Genomic DNA, 15,217 nt, shown 5'->3' on the forward strand with positions numbered 1-15,217 from the left:
ACTGCCGACCCAGAAAGCCAGCCAGATTCAAGAGTTGTTGCCACATCGCTGGCAGCCAACAGTTACCATGCCCTAATCAATCATCAAAACAAGTGCTCTGGCAATATGTGTTCGGCAGACGCTTACGAAGCAGTTTCATGGCTGCATTCCTCAGGTTCCTGGTTGTGGCGCTTAAAAAATACTGCTACGGACTTCATCGCTTAGTGGTAGCGATAAACGTTTCCATCGGCGCGTAAGCCAGCAGCATGCGTGTTCATGAGTCTGCGATGTTGCGGCAAAAATAATGCTCGACAGTTACTGCCGGGTTCAGGCTGCGTGGAAGGTTCATAGCCGGTAATGCAGTGAACTTGGCTAAGGCTGGCCAGTACATCGCAGTCTAGGATACGCCTCCGAACAGGATCATGACGAAATGATTACATTTTTGTAATGGTGCTTTAGGTGCTTTGTGTTGGTTTGTGGCAGAACGGCGGCAAAGATATGTGTTGTGAGGTGCTGGGCCTTAAAAGTTGCTGTGTTTCGTGCAGCTCCGGTGTGGGTGACAAATATGTAATCGAATCGCAACGGTTTTCACAGCGTTGCCCAGTTACATTGCTTCTTATGGTCGCGTCACGCTGACCATGCAGCTTAGCGATCACCGCAACTCACACAAGGAAATACACCATGAAATGCGATATCAAGATGATGCTAAAAGCGGGGGCCGGCCTGGCCGCTGTGATTGCCGTTGCCTACGCCACCTTTCCCGCCGCCCGTGAATTGATCACAGCCTTGGCACCAGCATTGTTCTTTCTGATTTGCCCCCTGATGATGTTCTTCATGATGAAAGGCATGCACTCTTGCCACAAAGAACAAGAGACCACGCAGCGTGAGGCACCAGCGGTGCCGCTGTCCGAAACGAGCAACATTGTCGATGAACGACGTTGAGCGGATCGGTTTGTCTACGGTTGTTCAACAGAGTCCCACTTGCAGTTGGCTGTCCTCTCACCAACACCTGGCTGTTTCCGTTCTGGAGTTTGAAATGCAGAAGTTCCATATTAGCTTGATTACAGCTATACTCGCTGCCACCATAGGAGTGGCGAATGCTGCCTCGCCAGCCCACGGAGTCGTCTATAGCGCTAACGAGGGCGATGGCTCCATCAGCGCGATCACACTAAGCTCAGGCGAAGTCCGTACGGTTGATATACCCGTCGTCCCTCATAACGTCCAAATATCACTTGATGGCAAATTTCTCCTGGCCGTTGGCGCACCTTCGGAGGGGCATGGAGGCCATGGTGGTGTAGAGAGCCAGTCAACACCCGCAGCAGCTACGCACGGCCACGGTGCCCAAGCGGCGCTGGTGCTCCTGGATGCAAGCAAGCCAGGCGAACTCATCGCGACGCTGCCTTCAGGCGACCATCCTGCCCACGTCGTCACTAGCAAGGGTGGTGATCTTGCCTTTATAACCAATGCTGATGCGAACCAGGTAACGGTAGTCGACATCAGCCGGAAAGCCGTTGTCGCCGAAATTCCTACCGGCAGTTACCCCCATGGGTTGCGTCTCAGCCCGGATGGGCGTGAGCTATACGTAGCGAACGTTACTGACAATAGCGTGTCGGTAATCGACGCGGAGAATCTGAAAGAGTCTGCACGCATCCCTGTAGGGAAAGCGCCGGTTCAGGTCGCATTTACGCCGAATGGGGCACAGGTTTATGTGTCACTGCGCGATGAGAATAGTGTTGCCGTCATCGATACGGGTACTCGGGAAGTCACCGGTAAGATCCAAGTGGGGCGCAACCCGATTCAGCTTTTTTCCACGCCAGACGGCAGAAAAATGTACGTGGCCAACCAAGGCAGTGATAGCGATCCCGATAATACGGTGTCTGTAATCGACATTGGGACACAGCGCGTTGTGGATACTGTAACGACGGGCATGGGGGCGCACGGGGTGGTGGCAAGTGATGATGGCAAGTGGGTGTTCATTACGAACAATAAGGCCGATACCGTGAGCGCCATCGACACAGCTACACAGGCCGTAGTCGGGACTTATAAGGTCGGTTCCGCTCCAAATGGCATCACTTATCGTGCCCTCCCGTAGGGCACAGTCTACCGGGCGGCTACTGCGGAACTGCGGTAGCCGCCCGGGAAGCGCCTTTCTCTGTTTCTGTTGTGCGTTGTTCGATGCTCTTCGAAACCACCTTTGCTGCGGCCCAATTAAGAGGATAAATCACCCCTTGGTCTCTCAGAGAAATTTTTTCATCGAAGGCAGCTGCAGAAACATGACAAAAATGTAATCTCTAGGTAACGCGACTGACAGCAGGTGCAGATCACATTAGTTGGTTTCCATTAATCTGTATGGGTGGTAGCTGGTGAAAGCAGTTCGTTTAATCGCAGCGGCGCCAATAGCGCTAGCGGCCGTCGCCCTGCGTCCGACGCTAGTTTTATATGGAGTTTTTTTATGCGAGTTTTGTTCGCCGCGGTCGCCCTCATGACCACAACTTCGTTTTCCCACGCAGCTGGGAATGCTATCACCGTTTACCAGGATCCGAATTGTGGGTGCTGCTCCGGCTGGGTCGATCATATGCGTGATGCCGGCTTTGAAGTCAACGCCATCAAGACGGGTAGTATGGTTTCAATCAAGCAGAAGCTGGGCGTACCCATGACGCTAAGTTCATGCCACACCGCCGTAGTCGAGGGTACAGGTCAGATTATCGAGGGTCATGTGCCGGCGAGCGCGGTGAACAAGCTGTTGGCAGACTCATCAGTGAGAGGTGTTTCGGCACCGGGCATGCCTTTGAATGCGCCAGGGATGGGCGAGCTTGATGGAAACCTTGTTACGGTTGACTTCGCCGGCAAGCCTTTCTCCAGAGATTAGGTGTCGCCCGATACGGGGTCTGTGGCGGATGTCGTTTTTTCAGTAGAAAAAGGCTGACCGTTCTCTCCCTTCGCCAGCTTGCGGTATAGGAGCCGCGGGCAAAAAAGTATCTTTAAGAGAAACATTTGAATTATGCCGCAGCGTAAAATTGCATCCTTTATTCCTGGGTATAAACTGAAAAACTCGTTTCGAATTGTCGGCATGATCGCCTTTTCGATGGTTTCACTTGCCGTCTTCAACGTAAAGGCAGAGGCATCGAGTTTCTCCATTATTGCTGAACAGTTTAAGCTTCCCGCTGTATCAGGCACGATTGCCAAAACGCCCAGACTAGAGAAGTTGCGTGAAGCGTTTTTCTCTGAGCCAATTAGTGCGGCGAAGGCCAAGGTCAGTTCTCCCTTTGGGTTGCGCTTTCATCCCGTTCAAAGTAAACAGAAGCACCACGATGGCATCGATTATTCGGCCCCCAAAGGAACACCGATCAGAGCGACCGCTGACGGCACTGTAGCGTTTGTTGGTCGCAAGAACGGCTACGGAAAAGTCGTCATTATTGAGCACTCGGCGGGTTTCTCAACACTTTACGCGCATCAGAGTCGATTCGCCCGAAATCTGAAGAAGGGATCGGTGGTTCCTCAGGGAGAGACGGTCGGCTATGTGGGTGCGACCGGAACAGCCACTGGCAACCATTTACACTACGAGGTTCGGCTGAACAATGAACCGATCGACCCGTCAAGTGCAAACCAGCTGTACGCTGGCAATGATCCGATTGACGGCACAGACGTTCAGCGACAGTTGTTGCTTGCACAGGCGGAATTTCCACGCATTGAACGAGTGTTAGTCGGCAAGGATTAACACTCTTTCAATTCATACCGATTTTCGTAGTCGGAGGGTGTTGAAGACCACTGCCGCTGACCCCAAACTCATTGCCAGTGCCGAAAATATTGGCGAAAGCAAAAGCCCGGTGAACGGGTACAGCACTCCTGTTGCAAGCGGTATGCCGAGCGCGTTGTAGCCGAGTGACAGGGTACTACTGAGTTTTATTCCACGCTTCTCGGCAGGCGCGGTGAGTTCTTACCAGCTCTAAGGTAGCCTCAAAGCGGGGCTATCGGCAGCAACTTCGAAAACTTTCAACATCTGCGACAGACCTGACTCTTCTGCTGCGGACAGCGGCGCAAAGTCGCGTGTACGCTCGATAGCGTACGCGATCTCTCGGATGCGGGCTGGATTGTCACGGGCCAGCAACTGGGGAAGGGTCACAATTGCGGCCACCTCGTCAAGCCGCATGATGTTGGCTTGGCGGCGCACCGTATGACGGAAAGAAGCCATGTCAAAGCCACGGTGGCAGTCTGGCTGATGTAGTTCGAGCATCAGGTTCGCGCGCCGCTCATCGATCGAACTACAAAAGCGGTGAATATAAATCAGGGCTCGGATGCCTGCCTCGACCGCGCCGCCTTCGGCGAGCTCGGCACGTAGCTTTGCGAGCTTCTGCTGAACCAAGGTATCGTGATCAACTGAAGTGCAAGGCACCGCGCGGGCTGGCTCATCACTACCTGTCTGTCCAGCGAGAATGCGCATCCAGGGCGAGTCGTAAATCCATTCAAAAGCCCGCTCATAGCCCGAATCCCGCATATCTCGTCACTGGTCGAGCGTCTGGGTAATGGCTTTCGACACAATCCGCTGCATCTGGAGAAAAGGATTGTCCTCATCAATCGTTACGCGCTGCTCGCGAACTTTGATTGCTGCTTCAGCAATTTGTGGTGCCAACGGATTGTGGTCCGACCACCATTCGTAAGAGACCTTCAACGGATGCATGGCCTGTAACCACTGCGCCGCCTGCGGCGTAAATGTGTGACGTACCCATGGTTGCAAAAATTGGCGGTACAGCCCTAAATTTATCTTCGAGAGTTGCGCCACAGCGTTGAAGCGCCGGTCGCTCTCTGGATCCGGCTGAACAATCTCACGCGCACTGGCCACATTAGTTGGCTCAATTGATAGCTCAAAGTTATTGATAGGTGCCACAACATTTCTCTGTGCGGGCTCTGTGATCGTTGCGCGATATATGCCTGCGGGTAACACGTCGATCAAGTCAATATTGGTAGTGAATTTGTGATGTTCTTTACGGCTGACTGTCATTGATCGAAATAATGGAGCCACCGGTTGTCGAAATTATGGAGCCACTTTTTGATCGTTTTTTACCCCTTCCGGTACCGCAATAATCGCCTGTTTTTTACCCACGCGCAACGTCTGTTTTTTTAACGTCACGAGGCTTTCGGTAGCTCTTGCCCTGCAAGGTCAGTCGGTAAGCGTTGTGTAACAAACGATCCAGGGTTGCTGTGGCCAGCAGCTTGTTTCTGGCAAATGCCTGGTCCCACTCACCAAACTCCAGGTTGCTCGTGATGATGGTCGATCGCTGCTCATAGCGATGGGCTACCAGCTCATGGAAGTCCTCATCCTGGGGCGATGTCATGGGGTACAAGCCATAGTCATCAATGATGAGCAGGCTCACCTTGACCAGCTTGGCGAACTTGCGGTCGTACTGACCCGTGATCCGGGCTTTGTGCAAGTAGCCAAGCAGTGACTTCTGGGTGATGAACAGCACGTCCTTGCCCTGACGAATGGCCTGATGGCCAATGGCTTGAGCCAGATGGCTCTTGCCCGTGCCGGTCGGACCACAGATGAGCACCGGACAGGCCTCGCCCATGAAGCGACAGGTCAACAAGTCACTGACCAGGCTTCTGTTGAGGGTCGGACAAGCGGCAAAGTCGAACTGCTCAATCGTTTTGCTGGAGATCAAAGAGGCTTTCTTGAGCAACAGCGCGCTTCGGGTTTGGTCGCGGCGAGCCAATTCATCTCCCAAGAGCATCTGCAGGAACTCCAAATGGCTGAGCTTCTCGTCAATGGCTTGCCGAATCCGAATGTCGAGCGAGTCCGTCACGCCTGAGAGACGGAGCAGGCGCAGCTGTTGGGCGACTTCTGGGTGGTGCTGGGTGGCAGTCGTTGGTTTCATGATGGCAGCTCTCCTCTTACTGCAACATCATCTGGCGAGTGTCGCGGGCAAAGCGCCCCTTGCCTTGGTAGGCTGAGGAGGCACCAAATTCTGCACCGGTGTCAGGCAACAGTCCGGCTTTGGCCTCATCCTGTAACTGTTCAATGACATGACGCATGACCTTCGGGGAGATGGAATCCACAACGCCGCATCGCTGGCACGCCAGTTCAAGCCAGTGGTCACCAAACTCATGCCTCAGTCGCAACACCCCCTGCACGGTACGCAGCCGTTGCAAGATGCGATCACCAAACAGGTTCATGATCAACGCGTGACAGTGTGGACCAACCGCCTGAGCTTGCTCCCGACACCAGGCGGGCGATTGCATGAGCCAGGCGACTGCGGCCTCGGGCATGTGATCGTTGATGGTTTGACGCTGTCCAGGGCGCTGGCCCCTCGGGTGAGTGGTCACCAGATCCTGGCCGTCAAAGACCTCCACGGTCGAGGCGCATAGCCGAAGCTGCACTGTGCGCCCCACCAGGCGATAGGGCACGGAGTACAGACAGCGCTCATGCTGAACATGACAATCGCGATGAACCTTTGCTTGTGCATACCAATAGACATCGGGCCTGCGCTCAGGCAATGGCTTCAGGTAGGGGCGCTCCAGCTCAAATTGCTCCAGCGGTTTGGCGTAGGTGCTGCCATGGATGCGTTGCCCAGCGACATGAAGCACCCAATGGGTGACCTGTTCGTTCAGATCTGCAAGGTGGCGAAACTGGCGCGTGGGCAGAAAGTTGCGCTTGACGTACTTCACGCCAGACTCCACTCGTCCCTTCTTCTGCGGATCTGCTGGAGGACACGGGTCAATCAGAAATCCATAGCCCTGGGCCAGCTCCCCGTAGGCACGTTGCACCTCGGTCTCATGCAGCACCGCCTTGATGATGGCGCACTTGGGGTTGTCGATGATCAGCCGCGCCGGGGTGGCGCCAAAGAACTCGAAGGCACGCTGGTGGCAGCGCAGCCAGGTGGCCACGGTCTGGTCCCAGACAAACTCCACGTACTGGTGGCGGCTGGCGCACAGCGTCATCACAAAGAACCAGGTTCTCTTGGGCTTGCCGCTGGTCGGGTCTGGCAGGAAAGGACCGGCTCCAAAGTCAACCTGCGCCGCCTCTCCAAGCTTGAAGTCCAGAATCATCGTCGGGCGAACCTGGGGTTGCGCAGCCTTCAATTGATTGACGGCACGACGCACCGAGGAGTAGTGGCATCGCACGCCATGATTACGCTGCAGCGCAGCATGGATCGCTACCGCATTCACACCATGCTCAAACCATTGGGCAATCAGTGTCAGATGCGCACTGCTCAACCCGCTTTGCCGACCAACTGGACGCAATTTGCCTTGGGCACGGTGCTCACGCAAGGCCTGCTCGATGGCTGCCAGCTCTGGCAAAGGTGTTTCTGGATCCAGCCACCCTCGGAGTCTGGCAATCTGGCCAATCTCGTTGGTCTTGTGCCGCCCCATGATCCCCGAGCGGGCAATCGCCCGCTCGCTTTGCTGCTGTCGAAGTCGGTAAATGACTTCCCTGTACTCGTGCATGTCGATTCTCCGGTTTGCCATCTCCTCCTCCCGCAACGTGTCGCTGAAGGGAAAAGTATGGCGTTGAACAAACCGGAGGGGTCGAATCAGCCTACTAGACTGGCTCCATATTTACGATCACTAACTGGCTCGATAATTTCGATCACCAATTGGCTCCATAATTTCGATCATCACTGGCTCTATATTTACGATCACGGGTGGTTCCATTACACCGATCACTGACACCATTTCTCTAACAGCAGGTTCGATATCATGCGCGGGCTGAAAATCAGTCATTTCCAAGAGCGTAGGATCGCCAACATCAATAAATTTATTTATCAACCAATCCCATTGGTAGCTAATCTTGTCTGCTGCTTTCTTGGCAAGATACTGTGGGTTTTTTTGAAGCGATTCCCAATGACCTTCGCTAATGTAAACACCGTCAATCGACTTACTATTTGACTCAAATTCTATGTTGAAGTGGTGCTCACCCTCGTGGGTATTCTTAAGATAAATTGCAAGTAATTGCTCTTCACCATCCACCATAATAGTTAAGTTGTCTCTTGATAGCAGTTCAGTGCGCTTATTCAAATACCCAACGAAATCAGCAACCGTATCAAGCTCTTTGAAAATGATGTCAAGCGTGTTTTCATCAAAGACATGTACCAGCCCATGAGAAGTCCGAATTGGCCCTACGGTGAAAGGTATTTGGTCACCTTCAACGTCTCCAAAGTAGCGCAGACTCCCAATACTCTGGTAACCAAAGAATCGTTCGCATGCATCCTTTGATCCCCGTGTCACCGCAACCAAATGGAAAGTGCAGCTAGTAATTTCGATTTGCAGTGGAAGCTTCTTCTGGCATTCTTTGTCCAAGTAAAGTCGATTTGGGAAGCGTTTTATAAAATAGGTTGCACCAACAAGCTGGCGAACTGATTTATTGATCGCTTTTCGATACCAGCGTTCCCAGTCAATTTTGTCATTACCAGTCTCTTTGTACTCACAATGTTTGTCAGAGAAAATAATAACTTGATCCCCAAATACAACGATCAAATCACATAGTTCTTTACCTACGCCTTTTCCGTTCCTTCGACCTTCATCAGTGAATACGTTTGGATGAGCCCAAAGTAAGAGAAATGCAGACTCGCAAAGTCTCGCAAGATACTGTTCGGAAGGTGTTAACCCTCTTGTAACGCTAGCGTTTCTCATTGGATGAGTATACATTTCGGAATAAATTGACCATTACATCGGATGCCAGGTGTTCGTTTAGAGTCGATTCTGGAGAATTACAAAAGTACAGCGATCGATTGTTAGCGCAAGTGATTGGAATACTAAAATCTTGTACTCCACGCCTCTTTAATACTCAATGTGAACTCCTTAACTACTACCGTAGACTTCCCTTTTTGAGCAACAAAGCGAAAATAGAGACTTCCGTTCCAACAGGAGTTAGGGATGAGGAAGTCCAAGTTCACAGAAAGTCAGATTGTGGCCATTTTGGCTGAAGGGGATGCTGGTTTACCGGTGGCTGAAATCTGCAGGAAACACGGAATCAGTAATGCGTTGTATTACCAGTGGAAGAGTAAGTATTCTGGTGTAACGATTAACGAACTCAAACGAGTGCGGGAACTCGAAGCGGAGAACAGCAGGCTAAAAAAGATGTATGCAGAGCTTGCGCTAGAGAACGCTGCAATCAAAGACGTTTTAGGCCGAAAGTTGTAACGCCGGCCGCAAAACAGGCAGCAGTAGAGGTCATGGTGACTGACTACTGCCTGTCAAAGGCCAAGGCCTGCAAGATTGTGGGTCTGTCGCGGACGGTGTTGTATCGGCCAAGGGTAGATCGAATGGAGCGAGATCGCGAAGTGATTGCTGTTTTAAACGGAATCCTCGCCCAGCGATCCCGCGCCCGCTGGGGCTTCTGGAAATGCTTTGATCGAATGCGTTTAGATGGCTATTCCTTTAACCATAAGCGTGTACACAGGATTTATTGCGAGATGAGACTGAACTTGAAGCGACGGACAAAGAAACGCGTCATCACTCGACCCGCGCAGCCACTAGATCTTGTCCAGGAGCTGAACTACGTTTGGTCTTTAGACTTTATGCGCGATATGCTATACGACGGTCATCCCTTCAGAACATTTAACGTGATTGACGAAGGCAATCGTGAAGCGTTGCGCATTGAGATTGGCAGATCAATCACTGCAGCACGAGTAGTCAGGATCATGGATGAGCTGATTGAGGTGTATAGCGCACCCAAGGCAATCAGGCTCGACAATGGTGCGGAGCTTACTTCATACGCATTTACAGAATGGGCTGAGCAACACGGAGTGGAGTTGCGTTTTATCCAACCTGGCAAGCCTAATCAAAATGCATTCATTGAGAGATTCAATAAAAGTTTTAGGCAAGAGATACTCGATGCCAATCTGTTCAATACACTTTCAGAGGTGCAGGCCTTGGCCGATGAGTGGTTGAACGATTACAACGAGTATCGACCGCATGAGTCTTTGGGAAACCTGCCGCCGGCAGTATTCAAACCCAGGGTTTTTAAATCGGACGTCTCTACTTTAGAGTTGTAGCCTTGACAGGGAAGTCTACGCTACCAGGAGTTCCATAATGGAAAAACTTGTACTCAGCGAAAACGAACTTGCCCAGCGCTGGGGGATGAGTCCCAAGACACTTCAACGCTGGCGCAGCGAAGGTCGAGGGCCGCGTTTTCTAAAACTCTCTAAACGGGTGATCTATCCCTTGGATGAGATACAACATTTTGAAAATAATGCCTTGTACGAATCAACCTGGCAAAAAGCGAGTGATGTGATTCTTGCTTCTGACACGAAGTGGCTGACTCCTCGGCAGCTCGCTGCAGTCATGGGATTGCCTATGTATACGCTTACTCACCCTAATGTTCGTAAAGCTTTGGGTATTCCGCATACCAGGGTTGGCAAACTCATTCGTTTCAATGTTGAGGAAGTGATGGGGTGGGCGCGCAAATGGTCTGAAGAGGCGCAAGCCAATGGCGCAACGTTATCTGAAGACGAAAACCACCGCACATTGCTGCAGACACTCGCTAAATTACCCGGATAACAAATTAGGAGGTTAGAAACAAAACGGCCCCTCAATGAGGGGCCGTTTGTATCTCGTGGCACGCGCGTAACTCATTAAACGCTCATCCCAAACGATAGCTGGCGAAGCAGTAAGCTCTCGGGATACTGGCAAACAAAGTCCAGAATAACGGAGATTTACCTCTTTCGAATCAGTTCGGATTTTTGCTAACGAGCCACTCGGTAGACTACAAGACCAAGCCAATTTTTCTATAGTTATCGAACATTGCATTGACTGCAGAACTGATGGCATTTTGCTCTACGAAATGTAAAAGCCTCGCTCTACATCTTTCTGCGCTATTTCTTCAAGCTCATGCACCATGCTACCCCCCGTTTGAATACGGTAATCACTCTCAATCACCTTACTGACTGAGTATGTAGGTCCAACCTGCCTATTTTCATGATGTGCGCTCACGTGATATTCGTCATCTATCTCTACTCGTTTAATTTCAAACTCTTTATTGTTGTGAACAAATCGCTTGCTCATACTAACCCTCTATTGCTAGTTGAAATCCTGAAAATGCTTACACCAAATTGGTCCGATCAAGTTATCCTGAAACCGTAACTCGGGTACTGACTCGTTCTTTGACTTCTTGATAGATCGGCAAGTCGACGCCCTCACCAACCTCAAGTGTCACACATAGTGCAAACGGAACTGGAGCAATAAGCTTGCCACCATCTTCTGCGCAGTTGACCTTAAAAACTAAATCGGCGCCATCAACGAAGGGGATTGCAGATGCTCCCTCGAGCACTTCGTGTTGCACCGTACCCCGCTGAACTCGCTGCCAGTCGCAATTCATTCGAGAGACACTGAAATCAGCGTCTGGAGGCTTGACCCAAAGGCGTGCTGCACGATATTTCGCATGCCTAGGATTAATCGGTGACATCCAAGCTAAGGTGATGGTCAGCCGCCGCTTCACCATTTTGGCATTCAGGCTAGGCGGGAGAGGAACTCGGAATTCAAGTGCTTCGCCATCCCGCAGTTCTCCAGTTCCAAGCAAGGTTGCGCGTTGCTCCGTACAGGTAATTGCTCGATCAATGTCCGACAATCCGTACCCAACAAAACGCGTGACTAGACTTTGACGTTGCCTCCAGTCAGTAATCTCTGGCCGTGCATCAATGATTTGCGCCTCAAGGTTTCCCCATTCTGCCCCATGTACAAGCAGAGCCTTCAGCAATACTGCGTCCATGCGATTTGGGAGACGGTCGGGACTTCCAGTTCGCAGCACTTCAATTGCAGAATGGGCCTGTGCAGTTCCCCGGGTGGCGAGAGCCGCAGCATTACTGGTGCCGCGTGCGTATTTCGTATTTTGACCACTTGAATTTGGCGGAGCTGCCACCCTGTGCCCTGGTGCCGCGGACGTATTGATGATCTGCAACACGGTGATGTCAGGATTGCCATTGTGTCTCTCACGATGTAGCACTCGCCCACCCGGCATCAAAATGTCCGGTTTGACTGCCCGCCGGAAGCCGTGACCGATGCAAGAGTAAGGCGATATCCCATGGTCAGGGAACAGATCGAAGCGATCAGACGTCTGTACGAAAGTTGCCCCGTCAGCATGCACTGATCCAACTGTGATGGCGTTGATGGACTCTCCAGGAGTCAGCACTCGGCGCCCGACAGAATCAGCCACGAGAGCGGGTACCGCCAGTCGCTGCCGTGCTTCTACTGGTAGCGTGGACAACGTTCCGCGCGACAACGGCAAGGAGATCTGTGCCGACACATTACCTGCACTCACAACGAAAAGGACCTGATATTTCGATGAGAGCCAATCCAGAAGTCGCGCCCATGGCGATAATTCGGTATCGAACGGTTTGAGTAGGTCCCCGACCGATAGATTGATAACCTTGATAGTTGGTGCGGCGGCCGAACTACCTGTATCTCCTTCAAATATCCGCTTCACAGCCCGGTGCACCAGATCAATCAGCAGTAAGTCATCAGGTGTTGACTCTTGCCTTGGATCATTCATATCGGCAGGGTCCGGACGCATAATGGGTCGAACATAGATCGGCCTGGTCAATGGCACCCTAGATCCATCTAACTCTCCGTACAAGATAAGGGAGGCCATGGCTGTTCCATGTACGCGATCTCGTGCTGGATAGTCCGACTCCCATCCGTCAGGGTCGTCTATGGAAAGTCGACCGGAAAGCAGCGGATGATTTTGAATAGGAAGACCGTCGAGTATGGCAACAATTGGCTGCCCAGATGGTGGTATGGTAGAGGCAAGCACCTCAGGCGATCGAAGTTCGTCTCCCTCTGGAGCGGGCAACGCTTGACCGCGTGGCCGGAAAAGCATCACGCGGTCTGACAGTACTAGAGCGGGAGGATTCTCACTGAGGAGGCTTTGCACCCCAGACGCAGACACCTCGACCAAGAAGCCGTGGTAGGCTATATCTTGAATTAGAGCCGCACTGAGAATGCGCCCACCAATTTCGCTGAGAAGGCGAGCCAAATCTTCCGCTGCCCGTCTGTTCTTTTCAGGGGAGAAATAGCACCACGCTTCTATCTCAAAGCGTATTGTCTCCTCTCCAGTTTCAAGCCGACTTTCCCAATACTCGCGGATGTCTTGACCGATACGGTCCTGAATGCCCCAGAAGCGCACGTCCCTCAAGTGCTTGAAAACATCCTTCCATTTGGCGAGTCCACGCTCCAATTGAACCTGCGTGTCTTCTTTGTAGCGATTCCAGAGATTGATGACCTCAGCGAGCGCTTGTTGGTTGCTACCCAAGAGGTAAATACGCCCATCCAAGTTCTTCTGCCGATCACGTTGATCATAGAAGTCATCGTCTGGTTCAAGGTCGGACTCATCAGCTTCAAGCAGCCATTCCAGTCCAGGCGTTCGCTGAACTGCCCCGATGAACTTCTCAACGGAGCCAACGGTCTCGAAGACGACGACTAACTCTGGGTCGTCCGCTGGCGTAGTTGCTTGTAGCTGTATTCGTCGGGCATCAAAAGCCGACTGCAGTGTTCCAAATTTCGGTGTCAGTCTCTCAGTTTGGCGTGGAGCTGAGGGAATGTGAACTTGAGCCCACCCTGGGGCGCGCTTTTCCCGTTCGGATGATGTGGGCCGAGGAAATAGCAGAAGTGGTTGTTGTTCGCTCATCCTGCGCCATTTGTTGTATCGGACTAAGCGTCGGATGACACTCTATTTTTCCATTGTTCTAGACGATCACTAATAACAGCATGAATGTCGGAGTTCGGAAGCGTTAGAACATAACGCCTATGCACATCTTCACAGAACTGTTCAAGATCCGAAAAACTGTTTACCTTGAGCTTCGTGGCAAGAGTCCTTGGCGACATGCTAAGTGGACAACCCAAACGCTCTTGAAATCGATCAAACCAAGCCGTTCTCTGTTCGAGGGTCGGGCCCGGCAGACTCAGTCGCAGTTGAAAGCGACGCCAAACAGCGCGATCAAGTAACTCTGAGTGGTTGGTTGCAGTCACGATCACCACATGACTTGGCAATGCGTCAATTTGGAGAAGCAGGGAACTGACGACGCGTTTGATTTCGCCTGTTTCGTGTGTATCTCCTCGCTCTTTGCCGAGAGTATCAAACTCATCGAAAAAGAGGACACACTGGTGCGTGCGCGCAAAATCGAATAGCCGCTTCAGTCTTCCACTGGTTTCACCCAAAAAACTACCGACAACGGCTTCATAACGCACTACGAACAGCGGAACCATCAACTCCTGGGCGATCGCCTCAGCCAATGTTGTTTTTCCATTTCCCGGTGGGCCAGAGAGCAGCACTCGATGTCGAGGTTCGAGCCCATAGGAGCGCAAAATATCGCGTCTTTGCTGTTCCTCAATCAGCTCGGATGTCGCCTTCAGAACATCCGCTGGCAGCAGCACAGACGACAAGGCTCTACGCGGCTCGATTTCATACAAAAGCCCGCCATGTCCACCATCGAAACTGCGTACAACCTCAGCTGCCTTGGGACGAGCATTGGTCACGCGCAGGTTCTCCTCCAGCCTGTCAGCTAGATTGTTGTGATGCTTGGCGCGCTCCTCGGCAGCCATGGCTTCGACAGTAGACTTGAACAAGCCTTGATCGCCTTGGCTACCCGCTCGCACTAGATTAACAATTAGGTCGGCTCTGGACATAAGTTCTCCGACTGTAATGATACCAGTTGAGCATCTTCTTCGGTCGCCTTTCTCATGTGAAGAAAGCTGTGAGGCCTCAGTTTTTCCAAGGGATCACGTCGTTGGCCAAAGCTGGGAATCGAGGGTAAATGAAAGGATTACAGGGTCGAGCATAGAGTTTTCCTATCCGCCTAGTCAGACCTCAGCAACTTATCCTGTGAATCCAGCCAAATAGTTTGCCCAAAGAGCAACGCATACTCTCTAAACGGGTGATCTATCCCTTGGATGAGATACAACATTTTGAAAACAATGCCTTGTACGAATCAACCTGGCAAAAAGCGAGTGATGTGATTCTTGCTTCTGACACGAAGTGGCTGACTCCTCGGTAGCTCGCTGCAGTCATGGGATTGCCTATGTATACGCTTACTCACTCTAATGTTCGTAAAGCTTTGGGTATTCCGCATACCAGGATTGGCAAACTCATTCGTTTCAATGCTGAGGAAGTGATGGGGTGGGCGAGCAAATGGTCTAAAGAGGCGCAAGCCAATGGCGCAACGTTATCTGAAGACGAAAACCGCCGCACATTGCTGCAGACACTCGCTAAATTACCCGGATAACAAATTAGGAGGCTAGAAACAAAACG

15 protein-coding genes are annotated in these 15,217 nt (G+C 51.8%); 8 read left to right on the top strand and 7 right to left on the bottom strand.

The annotated features are described in order from the left end of the window. From QWY27_RS13760 to QWY27_RS13780, 5 genes are all read left to right on the top strand, one after another. The coding region (locus QWY27_RS13760; RefSeq protein ID WP_290198987.1) for a hypothetical protein at window positions 1-204 on the top strand (204 nt) is incomplete at its 5' end. A 456-nt stretch (window positions 205-660) separates the two neighbouring features. Continuing rightward, window positions 661-921, top strand: a complete 261-nt coding sequence (locus QWY27_RS13765) for a DUF2933 domain-containing protein (protein ID WP_290198988.1) — start codon at window positions 661-663, stop codon at window positions 919-921. Further along, window positions 908-2,071: a cytochrome D1 domain-containing protein gene (locus QWY27_RS13770; RefSeq protein WP_290198989.1), complete on the top strand. Its 1,164-nt coding sequence runs from the start codon at window positions 908-910 to the stop codon at window positions 2,069-2,071. Before QWY27_RS13765 ends, QWY27_RS13770 begins: the two co-directional genes overlap by 14 nt. Before the next feature lie 360 nt (window positions 2,072-2,431). Further along, window positions 2,432-2,848 carry a DUF411 domain-containing protein gene (locus tag QWY27_RS13775; RefSeq protein WP_290198990.1) on the top strand — a complete coding sequence of 139 codons (417 nt, stop codon included), beginning with the start codon at window positions 2,432-2,434 and terminating at the stop codon, window positions 2,846-2,848. A 201-nt stretch (window positions 2,849-3,049) separates the two neighbouring features. Further along, window positions 3,050-3,697 carry a M23 family metallopeptidase gene (locus QWY27_RS13780; RefSeq protein WP_290198991.1) on the top strand — a complete coding sequence of 216 codons (648 nt, stop codon included), beginning with the start codon at window positions 3,050-3,052 and terminating at the stop codon, window positions 3,695-3,697. 228 nt (window positions 3,698-3,925) lie between these two features. Here the strand turns inward: QWY27_RS13780 and QWY27_RS13785 are convergent, their stop codons facing one another. The 5 genes from QWY27_RS13785 to QWY27_RS13805 form a co-directional block, all read right to left on the bottom strand. Beyond that, a complete protein-coding gene (locus QWY27_RS13785) occupies window positions 3,926-4,474 on the bottom strand; it encodes a hypothetical protein (protein ID WP_290198992.1) in 549 nt (182 codons plus the stop codon). A gap of 6 nt (window positions 4,475-4,480) precedes the next feature. Then, window positions 4,481-4,978, bottom strand: a complete 498-nt coding sequence (locus tag QWY27_RS13790; protein WP_290198993.1) for a DUF3141 domain-containing protein — start codon at window positions 4,976-4,978, stop codon at window positions 4,481-4,483. A gap of 94 nt (window positions 4,979-5,072) precedes the next feature. After that, window positions 5,073-5,852: an IS21-like element helper ATPase IstB gene (gene istB / locus QWY27_RS13795; protein WP_290198994.1), complete on the bottom strand. Its 780-nt coding sequence runs from the start codon at window positions 5,850-5,852 to the stop codon at window positions 5,073-5,075. 16 nt (window positions 5,853-5,868) lie between these two features. Then, window positions 5,869-7,443 (bottom strand): IS21 family transposase, encoded by a 1,575-nt coding sequence (gene istA, locus QWY27_RS13800; protein WP_290198995.1) that lies wholly within the window; start codon window positions 7,441-7,443, stop codon window positions 5,869-5,871. A 99-nt stretch (window positions 7,444-7,542) separates the two neighbouring features. Then, complete coding sequence (locus QWY27_RS13805; protein WP_290198996.1) at window positions 7,543-8,607, bottom strand: hypothetical protein; 1,065 nt, start codon at window positions 8,605-8,607, stop codon at window positions 7,543-7,545. Between the two features lie 243 nt (window positions 8,608-8,850). Between QWY27_RS13805 and QWY27_RS13810 the strand changes: the two genes are divergently transcribed. Together QWY27_RS13810 and QWY27_RS13815 are read left to right on the top strand one after the other, a co-directional pair. Next, a protein-coding gene (locus QWY27_RS13810; protein ID WP_290198997.1) for an IS3 family transposase occupies window positions 8,851-9,971 on the top strand; the annotation gives its coding sequence in 2 pieces (ribosomal slippage) (window positions 8,851-9,112 and window positions 9,112-9,971; 1,122 coding nt in all). A gap of 37 nt (window positions 9,972-10,008) precedes the next feature. Then, window positions 10,009-10,476: a helix-turn-helix domain-containing protein gene (locus QWY27_RS13815; protein WP_290198998.1), complete on the top strand. Its 468-nt coding sequence runs from the start codon at window positions 10,009-10,011 to the stop codon at window positions 10,474-10,476. Window positions 10,477-11,041: 565 nt separating this feature from the next. Here QWY27_RS13815 and QWY27_RS13820 read toward each other — a convergent pair. Next, window positions 11,042-13,597, bottom strand: coding sequence for a S8 family peptidase (locus QWY27_RS13820; RefSeq protein WP_290198999.1), 2,556 nt, complete (start codon window positions 13,595-13,597; stop codon window positions 11,042-11,044). A 23-nt stretch (window positions 13,598-13,620) separates the two neighbouring features. Beyond that, a complete protein-coding gene (locus QWY27_RS13825; protein WP_290199000.1) occupies window positions 13,621-14,595 on the bottom strand; it encodes an AAA family ATPase in 975 nt (324 codons plus the stop codon). 392 nt (window positions 14,596-14,987) lie between these two features. On the opposite strand from QWY27_RS13825, the gene QWY27_RS13830 reads away from it, so the two are divergent. Beyond that, entirely contained in the window at window positions 14,988-15,191 is a 204-nt protein-coding gene (locus QWY27_RS13830) for a hypothetical protein (RefSeq protein ID WP_290199001.1), read from the top strand. The last annotated feature ends 26 nt before the right edge of the window (window positions 15,192-15,217 follow it).

The organism is Zwartia vadi (genome assembly GCF_030410375.1).
Classification (GTDB): Bacteria; Pseudomonadota; Gammaproteobacteria; order Burkholderiales; family Burkholderiaceae_B; genus Zwartia; species Zwartia vadi.

Bases quoted from the DNA above. Each gene is read 5' to 3' on its own strand.
- QWY27_RS13770 (WP_290198989.1), top strand. From the start codon at position 908: ATGAACGACGTTGAGCGGATCGGTTTGTCTACGGTTGTTCAACAGAGT.
- QWY27_RS13825 (WP_290199000.1), bottom strand. From the start codon at position 14,595: ATGTCCAGAGCCGACCTAATTGTTAATCTAGTGCGAGCGGGTAGCCAA.
- istA (WP_290198995.1), bottom strand. From the start codon at position 7,443: ATGGCAAACCGGAGAATCGACATGCACGAGTACAGGGAAGTCATTTAC.
- QWY27_RS13785 (WP_290198992.1), bottom strand. From the start codon at position 4,474: ATGCGGGATTCGGGCTATGAGCGGGCTTTTGAATGGATTTACGACTCG.
- QWY27_RS13765 (WP_290198988.1), top strand. From the start codon at position 661: ATGAAATGCGATATCAAGATGATGCTAAAAGCGGGGGCCGGCCTGGCC.
- QWY27_RS13805 (WP_290198996.1), bottom strand. From the start codon at position 8,607: ATGAGAAACGCTAGCGTTACAAGAGGGTTAACACCTTCCGAACAGTAT.
- QWY27_RS13775 (WP_290198990.1), top strand. From the start codon at position 2,432: ATGCGAGTTTTGTTCGCCGCGGTCGCCCTCATGACCACAACTTCGTTT.
- QWY27_RS13815 (WP_290198998.1), top strand. From the start codon at position 10,009: ATGGAAAAACTTGTACTCAGCGAAAACGAACTTGCCCAGCGCTGGGGG.
- istB (WP_290198994.1), bottom strand. From the start codon at position 5,852: ATGAAACCAACGACTGCCACCCAGCACCACCCAGAAGTCGCCCAACAG.
- QWY27_RS13780 (WP_290198991.1), top strand. From the start codon at position 3,050: ATGATCGCCTTTTCGATGGTTTCACTTGCCGTCTTCAACGTAAAGGCA.
- QWY27_RS13790 (WP_290198993.1), bottom strand. From the start codon at position 4,978: ATGACAGTCAGCCGTAAAGAACATCACAAATTCACTACCAATATTGAC.
- QWY27_RS13820 (WP_290198999.1), bottom strand. From the start codon at position 13,597: ATGAGCGAACAACAACCACTTCTGCTATTTCCTCGGCCCACATCATCC.
- QWY27_RS13830 (WP_290199001.1), top strand. From the start codon at position 14,988: ATGTATACGCTTACTCACTCTAATGTTCGTAAAGCTTTGGGTATTCCG.